Source organism: Mycobacterium sp. (assembly GCF_035314665.1).
GTDB lineage: Bacteria > Actinomycetota > Actinomycetes > Mycobacteriales > Mycobacteriaceae > Mycobacterium.
Genome location: NZ_DATFZD010000413.1, coordinates 22,740 through 40,486 on the forward strand (window position 1 = coordinate 22,740; position 17,747 = coordinate 40,486).

The window sequence follows — 17,747 nt, forward strand, 5'->3', positions numbered from 1 at the left end:
ACCGCGTGCGATTCGCGGTGACGATGCTGCTGTGGCTGCTTACGACGGCGGGGTTGGCGGTTGCGCTGCCAACGGCGTGGGCGCAGACGCACATCATCGACGTCAACGGCTACGCGGCAATGGCCAAGAGGGCGGCAGGTGATCCGGCGCTGCAGGCCGCGGTGGCATCAGAGTTGACCACTCGGGCGATGGTGCTGATCAACCAGCGCGGCTACAAGGTCGACTCGTCAACGGTCCACGATGTCGCCGCCGGCTTTACCGCCGGCCCGGATTTCCCGCCGCAGTTCGCCGACGCCAACCGCATGGCGCACAGCTGGATGTTCACCGGCGCTAACGCGCAGTCGCAAGGCGATCAGTGGGTCGTCGACCTGTCCGGGATGCTGAAAGACAGCGCGTTTACGGCCATGCTGTCGAACTACCACGTGCAGGTGCCCGAGACGTTGCGGGTGCCGGTGACGGTGACGACGCCAAAGGTATTGCAGCCAGGCAAATTACGGCTGTTGGCGACCTGGGGTCCATGGGTGAGCATCGCCGCGGCGGGGCTGACCGGCATCTGCGCGCTGCTGACACTAATCGTCGCCCGCAGCCGCGGCAGGGCGCTGGCCGGCCTGGGTATCTCGGCGCTGCTGGTCGGCGCCGGCGGTTGGGCGGCAATCGAAGTCGGCCGCCGCCGTATCAACGATGCGCTGAACGACACCACCGGAGACATCCGCCGCATCGCCGACGTCATGGTCGGTCAAGCCGAAAGCAGCCTGCACCAATGGCTCGACCTGACGCTGGCCGCCGGCGGCGCGCTGGTAGCGCTCGGCGTGTTAGCGGCAATGCTCGGCAGTTTGCGAAAGGCTTAGCGCGTCCAGCTTCTGATTAGCCGATTCCAGCCCGGCCTTGATCAGCCCGAATACCTTGTCGCGTACCTTCGGTTTGCCCATCAGCGGGGCATACATGTGCCGCATCAGATCCAGCCGTGCCGCGCAAATCCATTCCATCAGCTCGATGTCCTCGAGCCAGCGGATCTGGTTGCGATGCTCGGCGATCGTCGTGGTGAGCCAGTCGAGGTCGGTGTTGGGGTGCGGCACCGGTGCGCACAGATCGTTGCGCCGCGCATCATCGTGGTAGGCGGCTTCAACGTGGGCGGTCAGGGCGGCGCTGAACACTGGCTGGCAGCCTCGCAGGCTCTGCAGCGTGATCCGGTGGCTGTCGAAAACTGTTGCCGGCGAACGTCGTTCCAGCCCATTGGCGCTGCAATCGATGTAGAGCGTCGAACTGTGGGCGGGTATCGCATCGTCGTCCAGCATGATCTTGCCGGGCTCGATACCCTGCACCCGCCCCCTTCGCACGACGTCTTGAATGCGTTGCAGCTGTTGCAGTTCGGCCTGCGACACGGTTGCGCAATGGTACATGCTCGGGCGCGTCGCGGGATCCAGCCGCAGCAGATTGCCGCAGGCCTCCAGCCGGTCGAACAAGTCCTCGATGCTGGTGGCGGCCTCGATCGCGAGCAGGCGTGCGCCGAATCCGGCCTGAAACTGCTCCAGGAATTGTGGGCCGGGTTGGATGTTGGCCCGATCCATCAGCCAGGCGTCGCGCGGCATGATCCACGTCAGCCGATCCGGCTGAATGCCGTTGCGTAGCAGCCACAAACACGCGTCGATACCCGTCTTGCCCGCGCCGACAATGACGAAGCGGTCGTGGCCCGCCGCCGAGGCCGGCAGGTCGTTGGGCGCGACGCAATCGACTGCATCGCCGACGTGATAGGGCGGCGGACGCATGGACGGCACTACGGTCTTGAGATAGGTGCCGTCCACGACTCGTCTGCGGACGTCGACGGTGTAGTCGCCGCCGGCCAGCGTGCGAAATCGGCCGTCGCCGAGGTACTCCGCCATCGGAAAGTAGGACACTTGCCCACTAGGCAGCAGGTCTTGGTGCATGACCTGGTCGAAGTAGGCGCAGACCTCGCCCACGGTGGCCAGCTCGTAAAGCCCCTCGTTCCAGCCGACCCGGTCGATGGTGTCGCTGCCCAACGTCCGGGAGTTGACGCCGTAATACGACGACGGCTGATGCAAGCGGACAAACGGGTAGGCCGAGTTCCAATGCCCACCCGGCGCATGGCCACGGTCGACGAGCACCACGTGCGCGTTGGTCTCGGCGATCAGAGTGTCGGTGAACGCCATGCCCGTCGCCCCCGCACCGACGACCAGGTAATCCGTCTCGATTCTTTCCACCCCGGTCCTCCCCGTACCCGCCAGGCTAGGTCATCGTCGTCCGGCTAGGTCAACGACAGCTTGGCAAGGATCTTCCCGGTCGGCTGCGGTGACCCGTTGCCGGGTTCCACGGTGAACGCCAACGCGGTGGAAGTGCCAAGGTTGGTCAGCGTATCGGTGGTCGACGGCGCGACGGCCGCGGTGTCCATCGTGCCCGCCGAGGTCGGGCCCTTGTCACCGATCAGCCACATTTGATACACGGTGCCCTGCGTGGGCGGGGGCACGTTGTTCATGATCAACACACCGGCGTTCATGCCCCGCGAGAACACCACCGTCGCGGTCCCGCCGCCTAGCTGGCCGGAGACCGTTCGCACGTCCGATGCCGCCATGATCTGCTGGGCCATACTGGGCGTGGGCGCTGGTCGCATCGCGATTCCGGCGCCGAAGGCCGCCAAACCCACCACAATTGCGGCTGCGGCAGCCAATAGCGCTGTGCGCCAGCGAGATCGACGCGCGGTGTCGGTTTGCACCGCGCCCAGCACCGCCGCGCGAAGGTGGGTCGGTGGCTCGGCGGCCGTCGCAGCCGAAACCGCCGTCATCGTTTCCCGGACCGCGCGTACCTCGTCGCGGAAGGCCGCGGCGACCGATGGCGGCGCCGCGTCGAGCTGCCGGTCGATGGCGGCACGCTCGTCATCGGATACCGCGTGCAACGCGTACGGCGTGGCCAGCTCGAGCAGCTCGAAATCGTTCGGCTCGGTCATGGCACACCCAGGCAATTACGAAGACCGCGCAGCGCGTCGCGCATCCGCGATTTGATCGTCGACAGGTTGGCCGACAACCGCTGTGACACCTCAGCGTAAGTCAAACCGCCGTAGTAGGCCATTTCGATGCACTGACGCTGAATGTCGGTCAGCCCATCAAGGCACTCGACCACCCGGCGGCGCTCATCGGCGGCGATCGCCGATTCGGCGACGACATCGCCGGCCGATTCGAGGGTGAACGCGCCGTATCGCGATTCTCGTTGGGTGGCGGCTTGCTCGGCTCGCACTCGGTCGATGGCGCGCCGGTGCGCCATCGTCATCAGCCAGGACAGCGCGGAGCCCTTCGCCGAGTCGTAAGCCTCTGCGGTCCGCCACACCTCTAGGTAGACCTCTTGGGTGGTCTCTTCGCTGTAGCCGGAGTCCCGCAACACGCGAGTCACCAGCCCGTATACCCGCGCCCTGGTGTCGTCGTAGAGCCGGGCGAACGCGTCCGCATCGCGACGCGCCACCCGCTGCAGCAATGCGTCCAGGTGGCTGCTGTGCCGCGGTCCGGTCATCGACCAGTAGCTTAGCGATTCAGCGACGGCGGTCGTCATTTTGCGCCGATCGGGGCGTACATCGGGGTGGCCGGGGCACGAAAAACGCCGTCCGTGTCTTGTATTCGTCGAAGCCCGGGCGGCCCGCCATGTACTTCTCGGTGAGCCGGGCGCCGGTGACGTGGACCAGGAAGTAGGTCATGAGCAGCGGCGAAAGCACCGTCGTCAGCGACCACCACCCGGCGATCGAGATCAGCCACGCTCCCCACCACACACACGCGTCGCCGAAGTAGTTCGGATGACGTGTCCACGCCCACAAGCCGCGATCCATCACCACGCCCTGATGCGCCGGGTCGGATTTGAAGACTCGCAATTGACGGTCGCCGAGCGCTTCGAAGACGAAGCCCGCAACCCACACCAGGACGCCGACCACCGTGATGCCAAGCCAGCGCCGCGGGGTGGGACCGAGGACCGCCGAGAGCTGCAGCGGCAACGAAATGAACCAGGTCGCGAAGGCCTGTACCAAGAACACCTTGTGGATTACCTGGCCCACTGAGGCGCCACGCAACAGGTCGGCGTAGCGCCGATCCTCGCCCTGGCCCGCCGACCGTCGGTAGATGTAGTAGCTGAGCCGGAGGCCCCACGTCGCGACCAGCGCGAGCAGCAGCCAGCGGCGGAACGCATCGCCGTCGCCGAAGATCGCGGCGAGCGCCGCGACCGCGACGAAACCCAGTCCCCAGGTCACATCGACGACGTTGTAACGGCCGATCCGCCGGCCGATCGCGAAAGTGATCGCGTGAGCCACGATCAGTGCGGCACCCGATGCGACCGAGATGACTGCAAAGTCGACAATCACGGCACGGCCTCGCTGACGAACGTCCACTGATGGACGTCGAGATATCCCGACCGGAATCCGGCCTCCGCATACGACAGGTAGAGTTCCCACATCCGACTGAACACCTCGTCGAAGCCAATGTGCGTCAGCGTCTTTCGGCGCTGTATGAACCGCTCCCGCCAGAGTCGCAGTGTCTCTGCGTAATGCTGGCGCAGCGACACCGTGTTTACAACGCGTAGCCCTGTCTGGCGCTCGGTGATGTCGAGGATAGCCTTGGTAGACGGAATCAGCCCGCCGGGGAAGATGTACTTCTGGATCCAGGTGTGGGTATTGCGGCTCGCCAGCATCCGGTTGTGGGGCATGGTGATCGACTGGATCGCCAGCCTGCCGTTCGGCGTCAGCAGCCGTTCAGTGGTGCGGAAGTAATCCGCCCACGCGCGAAATCCAATCGCTTCGATCATCTCGACCGATATCACGGCGTCGTAGTTTCCGCCGACGTCGCGGTAGTCGCGCAGATCGACCTGGACACGATCGGACAGGCCGGCGGCTGCGATCCGTTGCCGAGCCAACCACTGCTGGCGCTCCGAGAGTGTGATCGAACGGACGTGCGCTCCGCGTCGTGCCGCGCGGATGGCCAGCTCGCCCCACCCGGTACCGATTTCCAGAAGTTGGGTGCCGGGGCCGACTCCGGCCGCGTCCAACAGCCGGTCGATTTTGCATCGTTGCGCGTCGGCGAGATCGGGCCAGGACGCCGGCAGCTTCGCGAACATTGCGCTGGAGTACGTCATTGTCTCGTCGAGGAATTCCGCGAACAGATCGTTGGACATGTCATAGTGCGCGGCGACGTCGCGGCGGGCCTGTTCCTGGCTGGACATTGACGAACGCGGTTGGGAGGCAACGACGATCGGCCTGAGCCACTGCAGCCCCCTGGGCACCAAATCGTCCATGCCGGATGCCAGTGCGGTCAGCACCTCGGTCAGGGAATCCGATTCCCACTCGCCGGCCATGTAGGACTCGCCGAACCCGATCAGACCGTGGCGTCCGATCCGGCGGGCCAGTCGGTCCGGCTGGTTGATCACCAGTGTTGGAGACGCCGCGTCACCGGCGCCGATCACGGTGCCGTCGGGGTAGCGGAGTCGCAGCGGCAGCCGGGCGGCGGCACGGTGCAGCAACCGTTTGGCAATGAACGCCGCTGCCGCGGCAAACGGCCCGGACGATACCCGAACAATCGCGGGCCAGCGTTCCGGATCTATTGCCGCTAAACGCTTGTCGCCGGGTACGGTCATCCGGGGCATCACCGGGACTCGGCGCAACCACAACGCGATGCCTTGGATACGGATGCGAAGCGCCACCACCAGCGGCGCCAGCGGCGAGAGGATCTGCATCCGCACGACGTGGCCCACGGTCGCTGGTCGTCGGTTGCCGCGCAGTGTCGCGACAAAGGCCGGCTGGCCGTCGCCGTGCAGCGACACCACCAAGTCGACCTGCCGATCCGGGCGCGGTGCCAGCACCTGGTAATGGCCGGCCACCGAGTTGAACGGCGAGACGTAGAACTTCTTGGTAACCAATACCGGTGTATTGGCCGGCGGTAGCAGGTAGGCGTGGCGCTGCCCGTAGGTGTTGTGCACTTCGACGATCACTCGGCGCAGCGTTCCGCCGTGGTCGTGACACCAGAAAACGCTGATCGGGTTGAAGACGTAACCGAGCACCCGCGCCTGCAGGAGCGCGGTGATGCGACCGCCGGGCAGCGCCGCGTCATGGTCGGCCAGATAGGCGTCGACTCGTTCCCGCAGCGACCCACCGGGACGGCCGGCAAGGTGATCCCGAGCGTCGAACCGCGCGAACGCCCGCAGCCACCATGGCAGCGACGGCAGCTCGTCGATGTCGACATACCAGCTGTAGCTGCGGTATTCGAAGAAGTGGTGCACCGGGGTTTGCCGGTTGTGGGTGATCGTCGTGCGATAAATCGCCGGCGTCAACATGCCAATACCTCCGTCGGCGCGAAGCTTGCCGGCCACTCGGCACCCAACCGTCGAGCCGCCCGCAACCCGGAAGCGGCGCCGTCCTCATGAAACCCCCAGCCGTGGTAGGCGCCGGCGAATACCACCCGGTCGTCATCCAAGATTGGCAATAAGCGTTGTGCGGCAACGGATTCCGGCGTATAGAGTGGATGACCGTAGGTCATTTCGGCGATCACTGATTTCGGGTCGACCCGATCCTGGCCGCCGAGCGTTACCAGGAACCGACGGTCGGCGTCGATCCGCATCAACCTGCTGACGTCATAGGTGACCAATACCTGACCGTTGTCCGGCGTGATGAGGTAGTTCCACGACGCGCGGGCGCGCCGCCGTCGGGGCAGGACCGACTCATCGGTATGCAGCTGCGCGCGGTTGACCGAATACGGAATCGCCCCGAGCACCGCCCGCTCTTCCGGCGTGGGATCGTCAAGCAGCAGCAGCGCCTGGTCGGGATGCACGGCGACAACGGCAGCGTCGAAAAATCGCGGCGCGCAGGCACCGGCCTGCACCAGCACGCCATCGGGCAGCCGGCGCAGCGAGTGCACCGCAGTGCCGACGCAGACTTCGTGCAGCTGGGACGCGATGGCGTGCACATACAGTGCCGAGCCTCCGCTCACCGTTCGCCATGCCGGTGAGCCGAAGACCGACAGCATGCCGTGGTGGTCGAGAAAGACAAATAGGTACCGCGCTGGGTAGCGCAGCGCGTCGCTGCTGCCACACGACCACACCGCCGCCACCAGCGGTGTGATGAAGTGCTCGACGAAGAACGCCGAAAACCGTTGCCGATGAAGAAATTCTGCCAACGTCTCCATGGTGTCGGCGTCTTCGTCGCACAGCAGCCGGCTCGCGGCACGATGGAAGCGGAGGATCTCGGTGAGCATCAGCAGATAACGGGGCCTGGCCGACTGCCAAGACGCGAACAGGCCCCGGATGCCTAGCGCTCCCGCGTATTCCAGGCCGGTCTGCTCGGCCCGCACCGACATCGACATCTCGGACTCTTGGGTGGCAACGCCCAACTCGGCGAACAACCGGCACAGCGTTGGGTAGGTGCGATCGTTGTGCACGAGGAACGCTGAGTCGACGCCGATGATGCTGCCGTCGCCCCGGTCGACTAAGTGGGTGTGGGCATGCCCGCCCAGTCGGGTGTCGGCCTCATAGAGGGTGACTCGGCCGCGGCCGGACATGGCGTAGGCGGCGGTCAGACCAGCGACACCGCTACCGATGACCGCAATCGACCACCCCAATGACCCTTGCACATCGGGTATTCGGAGCCGGAGTTCGAGCGGACGACTGTGATGATGGCCATCCACGACGCTAGCCGCTCCGAAGAACAACCGTCCGACCCCTAACGAGCGGCGCCATCCGCCGCTGGCACAGATGTCAAAGGAGCCGAAGTGAAATGAAGGACTATCAGAGAAAGACGCTCGCGGTGGGCCTGGCGGCGTTCGCGGCGGTGGGGTTCTCGGCGTGTTCGAGCAACAAATCCGAGTCCGCGCCGCAGACCAGCGCGAGTCCGGCCACCAGCATGGCGGCGCCCGCCAGCACGAGCGCGATGATGCCCGCGTCCAATCTGATCGGCACGGGCTGCGCGGATTATGCCGCGGAGCATCCAAGCGGTCCGGCTTCGGTGGCCGGAATGGCACAGGACCCGGTCGCGACGGCGGCGTCCAACAACCCGATGCTGTCGACCTTGACCGCCGCGCTCTCCGGCAAACTGAACCCCAATGTCAACCTGGTCGATACCCTGAACAGCGGCCAGTACACGGTGTTCGCACCGACCAACGCCGCATTCGACAAGTTGCCGGCGAGCACGATCGACGAGCTCAAGACCAACGCAGACATGTTGAAGAGCATCCTGACCTACCACGTCGTGCAAGGGCAGGAAAGCCCGAACACGGTTGACGGCAACCACAAAACCCTGCAGGGGGCCGACGTCAACGTGACCGGCCAGGGCAACGGCCTCAAAGTCGCCGACGCGGGCCTGGTGTGCGGAGGGGTGCACACCGCCAACGCGACGGTCTACATGATCGACACGGTGCTGACACCACCCAGCCAGTGATGCCGTAGATCGTCACCCAGACAAGGCAGCCCGGTCCGCCGGGCTGCCTTGTCGCATTTATGTGCCCACCCGACCGCACCGATCCAAGACGCGTGTGGTAGCGAATAGTGATCATGTTGTCCCTAGCGCTGATCGGTTTGGTCGGAGGACTGATCACCGGCATTTCGCCGTGCATCCTTCCCGTGCTGCCGGTGATCTTCTTCTCCAGCACCCAGAGCACCACCGCAGGCGATGGTGCAGTTGCGGTCAAGTCGAAACGTGAAGTCTCACGGCCATATCGGGTGATCGGCGGCCTGGTGCTGAGTTTCAGCCTGGTGACGCTGGTGGGCTCGGCATTACTCTCGCTACTGCACCTGCCGCAAGACGCCATCCGCTGGGTTGCGCTGGCCGCGCTGGTGGCGATCGGTCTCGGTTTGATCTTCCCGCGCTTCGAGCAACTGCTGGAAATGCCGTTTGCCCGCATCCCGCAGATGCAGATCGCCGCCGGCGCCAACGGGTTTGGCCTGGGCCTGGCGCTCGGCGTGCTCTACGTTCCTTGCGCGGGCCCGGTGCTGGCCGCGATCGTGGTAGCCGGGGCCACCGCGAACATCGGTCTGCCCGTTGTCGTCCTCACGGTGGCATTCGCCTTGGGCACGGCGGTGCCACTGCTGTTCTTCGCGCTCGCTGGACAACGAGTTACCGAGCGGGTCAGTGCTTTTCGTCGTCGCCAGCGCCAGATCCGCGTCACGGCGGGGATTGTCACTCTGCTGCTGGCGGTGGCGCTGGTGTTCAACTTGCCTGCGGCGCTGCAGCGCGCCATTCCGGACTACACCAGCTCGTTGCAGAATAAGATTGGCGGCCAGCAGATCCAGCAAAAGCTCGGTGGCATCGTCAACGACCAGAACAAAGAGTTGTCGAACTGCGCCAGTGTCTCCCCGCAGCTACAGAACTGCGGGCCCGCGCCCGACCTCAAGGGCATCACCGCGTGGCTGAACACCCCCGCCGCCTTGCCGATCGACCTAAAGGCCTTGCGGGGCAGGGTAGTGCTGATCGACTTCTGGGCCTATTCCTGCATCAACTGCCAGCGTGCCATCCCGCATGTCGAAGGCTGGTACAAGGCTTATCACGACGACGGTTTCGAGGTCATCGGCGTGCACACGCCGGAGTATGCCTTCGAAAAGGTCACCGGCAACGTCGAAAAGGGCGCCGCCGACATCGGCATCACGTACCCGATCGCCCAGGACAACAGCTACTCGACATGGACGAACTACCGCAACAGTTACTGGCCCGCTGAGTATCTGATCGACGCCAATGGGGTCGTGCGGCACATCAAATACGGCGAGGGCGACTATGACGGCACCGAGAAACTGATCCGTGAGCTGATCACAAACGCACGACCCAACGTTGCGCTGCCGCCGCCGGTGGACGCGCCCGATACCACCCCGCAGCGCAGCCTGACTCCCGAGACATACTTCGGCGTTGGCAAGATGGTGAATTATGCCGGAAACGGTGTCTACGACAAGGGGCAGACGGACTTCACCTACCCGCCCGCATTGCCGAACGACACCTTCGCCCTGCAGGGCCCGTGGACACTCGACTACGAGGGTGCGACGGCCGACACCGACACCTCGAGCATCGAGCTGAACTATTACGCCAACAACGTTTACATCGTCGTCGGCGGAACCGGGAACCTCACGGTGACACGCGACGGGAAAACGACCGTGGTCCCGATCAGTGGGCCGCCAACCTCGCACCAGATCGTCGACCGCAAGGACTTGGCTCGCGGATTAGTCGATGTGCGTTTAAGCAAAGGGCTGCAGGTGTTTTCCTTCACCTACGGCTGATCGGCAATCCAGAACGTGTCCGGCTCCGAACTAATCGCATAGCCATCGACACTAAGGAGCCGAAAAGCAATGAAGATTCACGACAAGACGATCACAACAATTGGCCTCGCGGGTGCGGCCGCGGTGGGTCTCGCCGTGGCCACCTGTGCACCCGCAGCGGCCGCACCCAATCTGATCGGCGCGGGCTGTGCAGACTACGCGGCGATGCATCCGAACGGTCCGGCCTCGGTATCGGGGATGTCGGGAGACCCGGTCGCGGTGGCGGCGTCGAACAATCCTGAGCTCACGACGTTGACCTCGGCAGTGTCCGGCAAGCTCAACCCGCAGGTTAACCTCGTCGACACCCTCAACAGCGGTCAGTACACGGTGTTCGCGCCCACCGATGCCGCCTTCAACAAGCTGCCCGCCGGCACCATCGACCAGCTGAAAACCAACGCAGACATGTTGAAGAGCATCCTGACTTACCACGTCGTTCCGGGACAGCTGAGCCCGGGCCAGGTCGATGGCTCACACAACAGCGTCCAGGGTGCGCCGGTGAATGTGACCGGTGGGGGTGACGGCCTCAAGGTCAACAACGCCGGCTTGGTTTGTGGCGGCGTGCCGACCGCCAACGCACAGGTGTACATGATCGACACGGTGCTGATGCCACCCGGCCAGTGAGGTTCGCCAACGACACCTCATCTGTCGCGGCCGTTGCGCCGATGCTGGCGGCGGCTATCGAGCCACTGATCGGTGGCGAGCTGCCGATCCGGCTGATCGCCTGGGACGGCAGCGTCGCCGGGCCTGCGGCCGCGCCGGTTGTATGGCTGCGCAACGTAGCGGCACTGCGCCGGATGCTTTGGCGCCCAGGCGAACTCGGTGTTGCGCAGGCCTATGTGTGCGGCGATCTCGACGTCGACGGCGACCTGGGTTCGGCGCTGGCCTACGTGTGGTCTCAGATCGCGCAAGGTCGGCTGAGGGCGACAAGGCCATCCCCCGGGGCGCTGGCGCGCCTGTGTTCCGTCGCGGTGCGGCTCGGTGCGCTCGGCGGGCCGCTGCCGCCACCCGCCACTCAAGCGCGGGTTGAAGGCCGGCTGCACAGTTTGTCCCGCGATAGGGCGGCGATCAGTCACCACTACAACCTGTCGAACGCGTTCTACCAACTGATCCTCGACCCGTCGATGGCTTACTCGTGCGCCTATTGGGAACCAGCCTGCCCGGGCGTCACTCTCGAGCGTGCGCAACGCCACAAGCTGGACCGGATCTGCCGCAAGCTCGGCCTTGATGGGCGACCCGGCATGCGGCTGCTCGACGTCGGATGCGGTTGGGGTTCGCTGAGTCTGCACGCCGCCGAGCGTTATGGTGCACGGGTTTTGGGTATAACCCTGTCAGCCGAGCAGAAGGCCTACATCGAATCCACGCTGACCGAACGGGGATTGGGCGATCGAGTTGAGATCCGGGTCCAGGACTACCGCACCGTCACGGACGGGCCGTTTGATGCGGTGGCGTCGATCGAGATGGGCGAACACGTTGGGCGGCAAAACTATCCGACGTACGCTCGGATCCTGAACAGGTCTGTTCGCCCCGGCGCCCGGGTGTTGATCCAGCAGATGTCACGGCGGGGCAGCCTCCCGGGCGGCGGGCCGTTCATTGAATCGTTCATTGCACCCGACATGCACATGCGTCCGCTCGGCCAGACCATTGCGCTGCTCGAAGAGGCAGGCTTGTCGACAATCGAGGTCGAGGCGATGCGTGAACATTATGTACGCACGGTCGACAGTTGGATCGACAATCTCGAAACCCGTTGGGACACAGCCGTAGCGCTGATCGGCGAGGAAGCCGCCCGGGTCTGGCGGCTGTATCTGGCTGGGGGGAGGCTCGCGTTCGCGCAAGGCCGCATGGGCGTCGACCAGATCCTGCTAGCTCGGCCCGCAGTTTCGGGCAGCGCTACGGCGTGATGACGTGTGATGGGTCGGGCCGCAGCGCCGGCGGTGCCTGGCTGTAGTCACCAAATGGTCCATCGCGCCGCTCGACCGCGGCCCGCACACCCTTGGTGGCGGCGGTCTGGATGAAGTCGAGCGCCTCGGGGGTGTTGCGCATCAGGCCATCGAGGATGCCGCCCAGCATCTGGGTAGATGCCAACCCCATGTTCTCGTAGGCCTGGTTGACGATGAGCTTCTGAGCTTGCAACTGCGACAACGGGATTCGTGCCAGTTCGGCGGCGATTTCGGCGACGCGGGCCTCCAGTCGCTCGAAGGGGACCGCCTCATTGATCAGTTCGACCTCGGCGGCCTGCACACCGGTCAGCGGCCGACCGGTCAGCGCGTGCCACTTGACCTTGGCGAGGCTGAGCCGATATAGCCACATCCCGGTCAGATACGCGCCCCACATGCGGCTATACGGGGTGCCGATGACGGCGTCGTTGCTGGCGATGACGAGGTCGGCGCACAGCGCGTAGTCGCTGGCCCCGCCGACACACCAGCCGTGCACCTGGGCGATCACCGGCTTGGACGCCCGCCAGATGGCCATGAACTTCTGGGTCGGCCCGGTCTCACGCGCGGTGACCAGTGCGAAATCCTTGCCTGGATCCCAGCGTCCCCCGGTGTTCATCGCCTCGCCCCAGTGCTGGAAACCGTCGCCGAAGTCGTAGCCGCCGGAGAACGCCCGGCCGGCGCCGCGCAGCACGATGACCTTGATGCCCGGATCCCGCTCGGCCAGGCCGACGGCGGCCTCGATTTCGTCGGGCATGGGCGGAACGATGGTGTTGAGGTGGTCGGGGCGGTTCAACGTGATCGTGGCGACCGGCCCGGCCGTGCTGTACAGCAGAGTTTCGAAGTGAGCAGCTGGCATAGCTGAATGCTGACAGCTGAGCTCAGCTGCCGGGTTATCGGGTGTCTGCGCTAATCGTCAGCGTGACGTCGCTGATCCCATCGCTCAAGCCGAGCCTGAAACTCCAGAAAGCCCAGCCCGGCGACCGGAGCGGCGATGAATAGGCATGCCACCATGAGTGGAGTCGTCGCACCCTCCTCCCCTTACCCTAACCGCCCCCATACATCTTTCTTAGGTAAATTTAAGGTACGCTCTAGTCCGCGATCAGGAAAGCCAAACCGCCGGATTTTCTCCAAGATGTTCTAGAAAAGTTATTCGTGCCCACCGTCCACTAGCCCTTTTCTGGTGGCAACAGTTGAAACCCGGTCAGGACGGTCTGGGTATCGCGGACGTATCCGGGGTTGTCGGGGTCGGCTGCCTGGACCGTGACCGTCACGGCGTAGTCGTTGCCGGAAAACTCAGCGACCACGATGAGCGTCTTGGCCTTCCGTGGCGGAATCTGACCCATGGCCGGGGCGTCGTAGCTGACGAGATCCGCTTTGTGGCCGCACAGGGTGGTGTGGGTCGTTTGCATGTTGTTGACGCCGAGGCGATCGGCCAACGCCGCGCGTTCCTGATCGAAGATCTTGTCCTGATCCTGGTTCGTGCTGGGGGCGGATTCCAGGGTGACGACGGCGGTGGGCACGAAGTGGTTGCCGGCCAGATCCGGGTTTCCCATAGCAAAGCGGATGATCTCTGAATCGAGCATCTTGGTGCGCTGCCACCCGGGCGGCTGCGGAATCCGCAGCTGCGGCTCATTGGCCGCGTGCGCCGGAACCGTTGTCATCGGCACCGAAACCTGATTGCATACCGTGCTTTTCGGCGCTGCGGTGGCCGCGGTCCGAGTGCCGGCATGGGGTGTTCCGGTCACCACCCTGGTGCAGCCCGGCACCGCGAACAGGGCCACAGCCGCGACCGTCGCGGACAGCATGCACGGCAGCCGCATCGCACCACACCCCACCTTCGTCGCCTGGTCGGTCAAGTGTCCAACATCCGCCACAGAAACGAGAAACTCAGCGCGGACTTGAACGCGGTCTGCGCGTTGTCGGCGGCACCGGCGTGGCCGCCCTCGATGTTCTCGTAGTACCAGACCCGATGACCCGCGGCTTCCAATGCCGCCGTCATCTTGCGGGCGTGGCCGGGATGCACCCGGTCGTCCCGGGTGGACGTGGTGATCAGCACCGGCGGGTAATCGATGTCAGCCGAAATGTTTTGGTACGGGGAGTATTCGGCGATGAACTCCCAATCGTCAGGGTTGTCCGGGTCGCCGTACTCGGCCACCCAGGAGGCGCCCGCCAGCAGCAGGTGAAAGCGGCGCATGTCCAGCAACGGAACTTGACATACCAACGCGCCAAACAGCTTTGGGTACTTGGTCAGCATGATGCCCATCAGCAGCCCGCCATTACTGCCGCCCTGTGCCCCGAGTTGCTGCACAGTCGTGATGCCGCGGTCCACCAAATCGGTTGCCACCGAGGCGAAGTCCTCGGCGACCACGTGACGGCCCGCGCGCATCGCCTGCGTGTGCCAGCCGGGGCCGTACTCGCCGCCACCGCGGATGTTGGCCAGCACGAAGGTGCCGCCGCGCGCCAGCCACAGCCGGCCCAATACGCCGTCGTACCCCGGAGTTCGGGCCACCTCGAATCCACCGTAGCCGCCGAGCAGTGTCGGACCGGGTCCCGTCGCACCAGGCGGGCGCACCACGAAATACGGGATCGAGGTGCCGTCCTCGGATGTAGCGAAATGTTGTGCGACGGTCATTCCTTCGGCGTCGAAGAAAGCCGGTGCGGATTTGATCTGTTCCAGTGGCCCGTCGACCGCGCCGTGTAGCAGCCGCGACGGCGTCGTGAATCCGCTTGAATCCAAGAAGATTTCGTCACCGGTGTCGTCGGCGCCGGCGATGACGGTGTTGGTATTGGGTGGCACGTCGGTCACCGGCCGACGCTGCCAGCTGCCCGGTGTGACGACCTCCAAGCGGCTGGCCACGTCGGCCAGCGTGACCATCACCAGCCGGTCGCGGGTCCAAGCGTAGTGCAGCAGGCTGGTGTGCTCGTCGGGCTCGAACACCACCCGCAACTGTGCTGTGCCGGTGAGGAATTCGTCATAGTCGGCGGCCAGCAGCGAGCCCGCGGTATAGCTGGCGCTGCCGGTGAGCCAGTCGGTGCGCAGCTCGACCAGCAACCACTCGCGGTGCACCGACAGCGACGCATCGGTGGGTGCGTCGATGCGGATCAATTCTTCGCCGCGTAGCTCGTAGACTTGGTCGTTGAAGAAGTCGATGGCCCGTCGCAGCATGGTCCGCTCGAAGCCGGGCGTGCGGTCGACCCCGGCGGTCGCGATGACGTCGCTGGGCGAGCCTTCGAATACCGTCTGCGCATCGGCGACGGGTTGCCCGCGGCGCCACCGTTTGACGATCCGCGGGTAGCCGGACTCGGTCAGCGAGTCGGCGCCGAAGTCGGTGCCGATCAGAAGCGTGTCGGGATCGGCCCAGCTGGTTCCGGACTTGGCCTCGGCCAGGGCGAACCCGCCGTCGACGAATTCGCGGGTAGACATGTCGAATTCCCGCACGATAGCGGCGTCGGACCCGCCGCGGGACAGGCTGATCAGGGCTCGGGTGAGCTCGGGGTAGATGACGTTGGCGCCGGCCCACACCCACTTCTCGTCGTCGACGCGAGCCAGCTCATCGACGTCGATCAGCACATCCCAGTCCGGGCTATCGCTGCGGTAGCTGTCCAAAGTGGTACGCCGCCACAACCCGCGCGGGTTCGCGGCGTCGCGCCAGAAGTTGTACAGATAGTCGCCGCGACGGCGCACGTAGGGAATCCGGGCGTCGGTGTCGAGCACTTCGAGCGCCTGGGTGCGCATGCGCTCGAACTCCTCGCCGGAGAACTCGGCCACCGTCGGCTCGTTGCGGGCGCGCACCCAGTCCAGCGGCTCCTCGCCGAGGATGTCTTCCAGCCACAGATAGGGGTCGTTTGTCTCGTCACAGGGCGCGGGGCTCGTCATAGAAGAGATTGTGGCTGCGGCGGTAGTGTGACTTGTATAACACCGTCAAACGAGGAGCTGATCCGATGACCGTCTACGCACGTCCGGGTTCCGCGGGGGCGTTGATGTCGTACGAATCGCGGTACGGCAACTTCATTGGGGGCGAGTGGGTCGCGCCGGTCGGCGGCCGCTATTTCGAGAATCCGACGCCGATCACCGGGCAGTCGTTCTGCGAGATACCGCGCTCCGACGAGGCCGACGTCGACAAGGCGCTCGACGCCGCCCACGCCGCGGCACCGGGTTGGGGTAAGACCGCGCCCGCCGAGCGGGCAGCGATCCTCAACAAGATCGCCGACCGCATCGCCGAGAACCGCGAGTCGCTGGCACTCGCCGAAGTCTGGGACAACGGCAAGCCGATTCGTGAGGCGCTGGCGGCCGACATTCCGTTGGCGGCAGACCATTTCCGCTACTTCGCCGCGGCGATTCGCGCCCAAGAGGGTTCGCTGTCGCAGATCGACGAGGACACCGTCGCCTACCACTTTCACGAGCCGCTGGGTGTGGTCGGGCAGATCATCCCGTGGAACTTCCCGATCCTGATGGCCACCTGGAAGCTGGCGCCGGCGTTGGCCGCCGGCAATGCGGCGGTGCTCAAGCCCGCCGAGCAGACCCCGGCGTCGGTGCTGTATTTCATGTCGCTGATCGACGATCTGTTGCCGCCAGGCGTGGTCAACGTCGTCAACGGGTTCGGCGCCGAGGCAGGCAAGCCGCTCGCGTCGAGCAACCGGATCGCCAAGGTCGCCTTCACCGGCGAGACCACCACCGGGCGACTGATCATGCAGTACGCGTCGCAGAACCTGATCCCGGTCACCCTGGAACTGGGTGGCAAGAGCCCGAACATTTTCTTCTCCGACGTGATGGCCGCCAACGACGACTTCCAGGACAAGGCGCTGGAAGGGTTCACCATGTTCGCGCTCAACCAGGGCGAGGTGTGCACCTGCCCGTCGCGCAGCCTGGTCCAGGCCGACATCTACGACGAGTTCCTGGAACTGGCGGCGATCCGCACCAAGGCGGTCCGGCAGGGCGACCCGTTGGACACCGAGACGATGATCGGTTCGCAGGCGTCCAACGACCAGCTGGAAAAGGTGTTGTCCTACATCGAAATCGGCAAGGACGAGGGCGCCAAGATCATCACCGGCGGGGAGCGCGCGGAGCTGGGCGGTGACCTATCCGGCGGCTACTACGTGCAGCCCACCATCTTCGCCGGCAACAACAAGATGCGGATCTTCCAGGAGGAGATTTTCGGGCCGGTGGTGTCGGTGGCGTCGTTCAAGGACTACGACGACGCGATCTCGATCGCCAACGACACCCTCTACGGCCTGGGCGCCGGCGTGTGGAGCCGCGACGGCAACACCGCCTACCGGGCCGGCCGTGACATCCAGGCGGGCCGGGTTTGGGTCAACTGCTACCACGTCTATCCGGCGCATGCGGCGTTCGGCGGCTACAAGCAGTCCGGCTTCGGCCGGGAGGGCCACAAGATGGCGCTCGAGCACTACCAGCAGACCAAGAACCTGATGGTGTCGTACTCCCAGAAGGCGCAAGGATTCTTCTGATGACGCCGCGGGTGGTGGTCACCGCCGCTGCCGCCAAGCTGCTCGGTGAGCTGGCCGACCGGCACGGCCCGGTGATGT

The 17,747-nt window shown here is 65.1% G+C and carries 16 protein-coding genes and 1 pseudogene; 6 read left to right on the forward strand and 11 right to left on the reverse strand.

Annotated elements, in window-relative coordinates; all coding sequences use genetic code 11:
• Positions 1–5 precede the first annotated feature (5 nt).
• Positions 6–848, forward strand: a complete 843-nt coding sequence (locus tag VKI00_RS29655; protein ID WP_324444602.1) for a hypothetical protein — start codon at positions 6–8, stop codon at positions 846–848.
• On the opposite strand, the gene VKI00_RS29660 is transcribed toward VKI00_RS29655, so the two are convergent.
• The 8 genes and pseudogenes from VKI00_RS29660 to VKI00_RS29695 form a co-directional block, all read right to left on the reverse strand.
• Positions 813–2,219 carry an NAD(P)-binding protein gene (locus VKI00_RS29660; RefSeq protein WP_324444604.1) on the reverse strand — a complete coding sequence of 469 codons (1,407 nt, stop codon included), beginning with the start codon at positions 2,217–2,219 and terminating at the stop codon, positions 813–815. The genes VKI00_RS29655 and VKI00_RS29660 overlap by 36 nt on opposite strands.
• A gap of 44 nt (positions 2,220–2,263) precedes the next feature.
• Positions 2,264–2,959 (reverse strand): anti-sigma factor, encoded by a 696-nt coding sequence (locus VKI00_RS29665; RefSeq protein ID WP_324444606.1) that lies wholly within the window; start codon positions 2,957–2,959, stop codon positions 2,264–2,266.
• Positions 2,956–3,516: a sigma-70 family RNA polymerase sigma factor gene (locus VKI00_RS29670; protein WP_324444608.1), complete on the reverse strand. Its 561-nt coding sequence runs from the start codon at positions 3,514–3,516 to the stop codon at positions 2,956–2,958. The genes VKI00_RS29665 and VKI00_RS29670 overlap by 4 nt, the downstream gene beginning before the upstream one ends.
• A gap of 19 nt (positions 3,517–3,535) precedes the next feature.
• The gene (locus VKI00_RS29675; protein ID WP_324444610.1) at positions 3,536–4,351 is read right to left on the reverse strand and encodes a DUF1295 domain-containing protein; all 816 of its coding nucleotides are present in this window, start codon (positions 4,349–4,351) and stop codon (positions 3,536–3,538) included.
• Entirely contained in the window at positions 4,348–5,616 is a 1,269-nt protein-coding gene (locus VKI00_RS29680; RefSeq protein WP_324444624.1) for a class I SAM-dependent methyltransferase, read from the reverse strand. The genes VKI00_RS29675 and VKI00_RS29680 overlap by 4 nt, the downstream gene beginning before the upstream one ends.
• Positions 5,617–6,312: pseudogene (locus VKI00_RS29685) on the reverse strand (DUF1365 domain-containing protein); the annotation flags it as partial.
• Positions 6,306–7,604, reverse strand: a complete 1,299-nt coding sequence (locus tag VKI00_RS29690; protein WP_324444626.1) for an NAD(P)/FAD-dependent oxidoreductase — start codon at positions 7,602–7,604, stop codon at positions 6,306–6,308. The gene VKI00_RS29690 and the pseudogene VKI00_RS29685, both read right to left, overlap by 7 nt.
• Positions 7,605–7,758: 154 nt before the next feature.
• A complete protein-coding gene (locus VKI00_RS29695; RefSeq protein WP_324444632.1) occupies positions 7,759–7,929 on the reverse strand; it encodes a hypothetical protein in 171 nt (56 codons plus the stop codon).
• On the opposite strand from VKI00_RS29695, the gene VKI00_RS29700 reads away from it, so the two are divergent.
• The 4 genes from VKI00_RS29700 (at position 7,874) to VKI00_RS29715 (ending at position 12,167) form a co-directional block, all read left to right on the forward strand.
• The gene (locus VKI00_RS29700) at positions 7,874–8,407 is read left to right on the forward strand and encodes a fasciclin domain-containing protein (RefSeq protein WP_324444628.1); all 534 of its coding nucleotides are present in this window, start codon (positions 7,874–7,876) and stop codon (positions 8,405–8,407) included. The two genes, VKI00_RS29695 and VKI00_RS29700, sit on opposite strands and share 56 nt — an antisense overlap.
• Before the next feature lie 113 nt (positions 8,408–8,520).
• On the forward strand, positions 8,521–10,230 hold the full coding sequence (locus VKI00_RS29705; protein ID WP_324444612.1) for a cytochrome c biogenesis protein DipZ: 1,710 nt from the start codon (positions 8,521–8,523) through the stop codon (positions 10,228–10,230).
• A 69-nt stretch (positions 10,231–10,299) separates the two neighbouring features.
• Positions 10,300–10,890 (forward strand): fasciclin domain-containing protein, encoded by a 591-nt coding sequence (locus VKI00_RS29710; RefSeq protein WP_324444614.1) that lies wholly within the window; start codon positions 10,300–10,302, stop codon positions 10,888–10,890.
• A gap of 41 nt (positions 10,891–10,931) precedes the next feature.
• Positions 10,932–12,167: a cyclopropane-fatty-acyl-phospholipid synthase family protein gene (locus VKI00_RS29715; protein ID WP_324444630.1), complete on the forward strand. Its 1,236-nt coding sequence runs from the start codon at positions 10,932–10,934 to the stop codon at positions 12,165–12,167.
• On the opposite strand, the gene VKI00_RS29720 is transcribed toward VKI00_RS29715, so the two are convergent.
• From VKI00_RS29720 to VKI00_RS29730, 3 genes are all read right to left on the reverse strand, one after another.
• Positions 12,157–13,059, reverse strand: a complete 903-nt coding sequence (locus tag VKI00_RS29720) for a crotonase/enoyl-CoA hydratase family protein (protein ID WP_324444616.1) — start codon at positions 13,057–13,059, stop codon at positions 12,157–12,159. The two genes, VKI00_RS29715 and VKI00_RS29720, sit on opposite strands and share 11 nt — an antisense overlap.
• A 310-nt stretch (positions 13,060–13,369) precedes the next feature.
• A complete protein-coding gene (locus VKI00_RS29725; protein ID WP_324444618.1) occupies positions 13,370–14,059 on the reverse strand; it encodes a hypothetical protein in 690 nt (229 codons plus the stop codon).
• Positions 14,056–16,080 (reverse strand): prolyl oligopeptidase family serine peptidase, encoded by a 2,025-nt coding sequence (locus VKI00_RS29730; protein WP_324444620.1) that lies wholly within the window; start codon positions 16,078–16,080, stop codon positions 14,056–14,058. The genes VKI00_RS29725 and VKI00_RS29730 overlap by 4 nt, the downstream gene beginning before the upstream one ends.
• Positions 16,081–16,145: 65 nt before the next feature.
• On the opposite strand from VKI00_RS29730, the gene VKI00_RS29735 reads away from it, so the two are divergent.
• Positions 16,146–17,669, forward strand: a complete 1,524-nt coding sequence (locus VKI00_RS29735) for an aldehyde dehydrogenase family protein (RefSeq protein ID WP_324444622.1) — start codon at positions 16,146–16,148, stop codon at positions 17,667–17,669.
• Positions 17,670–17,747 lie beyond the last annotated feature (78 nt).

Excerpts from the sequence above, each read along its gene's own strand:
- VKI00_RS29665 (WP_324444606.1), bottom strand. The coding sequence starts at position 2,959 with ATGACCGAGCCGAACGATTTCGAGCTGCTCGAGCTGGCCACGCCGTAC.
- VKI00_RS29670 (WP_324444608.1), bottom strand. The coding sequence starts at position 3,516 with ATGACCGGACCGCGGCACAGCAGCCACCTGGACGCATTGCTGCAGCGG.
- VKI00_RS29680 (WP_324444624.1), bottom strand. The coding sequence starts at position 5,616 with ATGACCGTACCCGGCGACAAGCGTTTAGCGGCAATAGATCCGGAACGC.
- VKI00_RS29700 (WP_324444628.1), top strand. The coding sequence starts at position 7,874 with ATGGCGGCGCCCGCCAGCACGAGCGCGATGATGCCCGCGTCCAATCTG.
- VKI00_RS29705 (WP_324444612.1), top strand. The coding sequence starts at position 8,521 with ATGTTGTCCCTAGCGCTGATCGGTTTGGTCGGAGGACTGATCACCGGC.
- VKI00_RS29710 (WP_324444614.1), top strand. The coding sequence starts at position 10,300 with ATGAAGATTCACGACAAGACGATCACAACAATTGGCCTCGCGGGTGCG.
- VKI00_RS29715 (WP_324444630.1), top strand. The coding sequence starts at position 10,932 with ATGCTGGCGGCGGCTATCGAGCCACTGATCGGTGGCGAGCTGCCGATC.
- VKI00_RS29720 (WP_324444616.1), bottom strand. The coding sequence starts at position 13,059 with ATGCCAGCTGCTCACTTCGAAACTCTGCTGTACAGCACGGCCGGGCCG.
- VKI00_RS29730 (WP_324444620.1), bottom strand. The coding sequence starts at position 16,080 with ATGACGAGCCCCGCGCCCTGTGACGAGACAAACGACCCCTATCTGTGG.
- VKI00_RS29735 (WP_324444622.1), top strand. The coding sequence starts at position 16,146 with ATGACCGTCTACGCACGTCCGGGTTCCGCGGGGGCGTTGATGTCGTAC.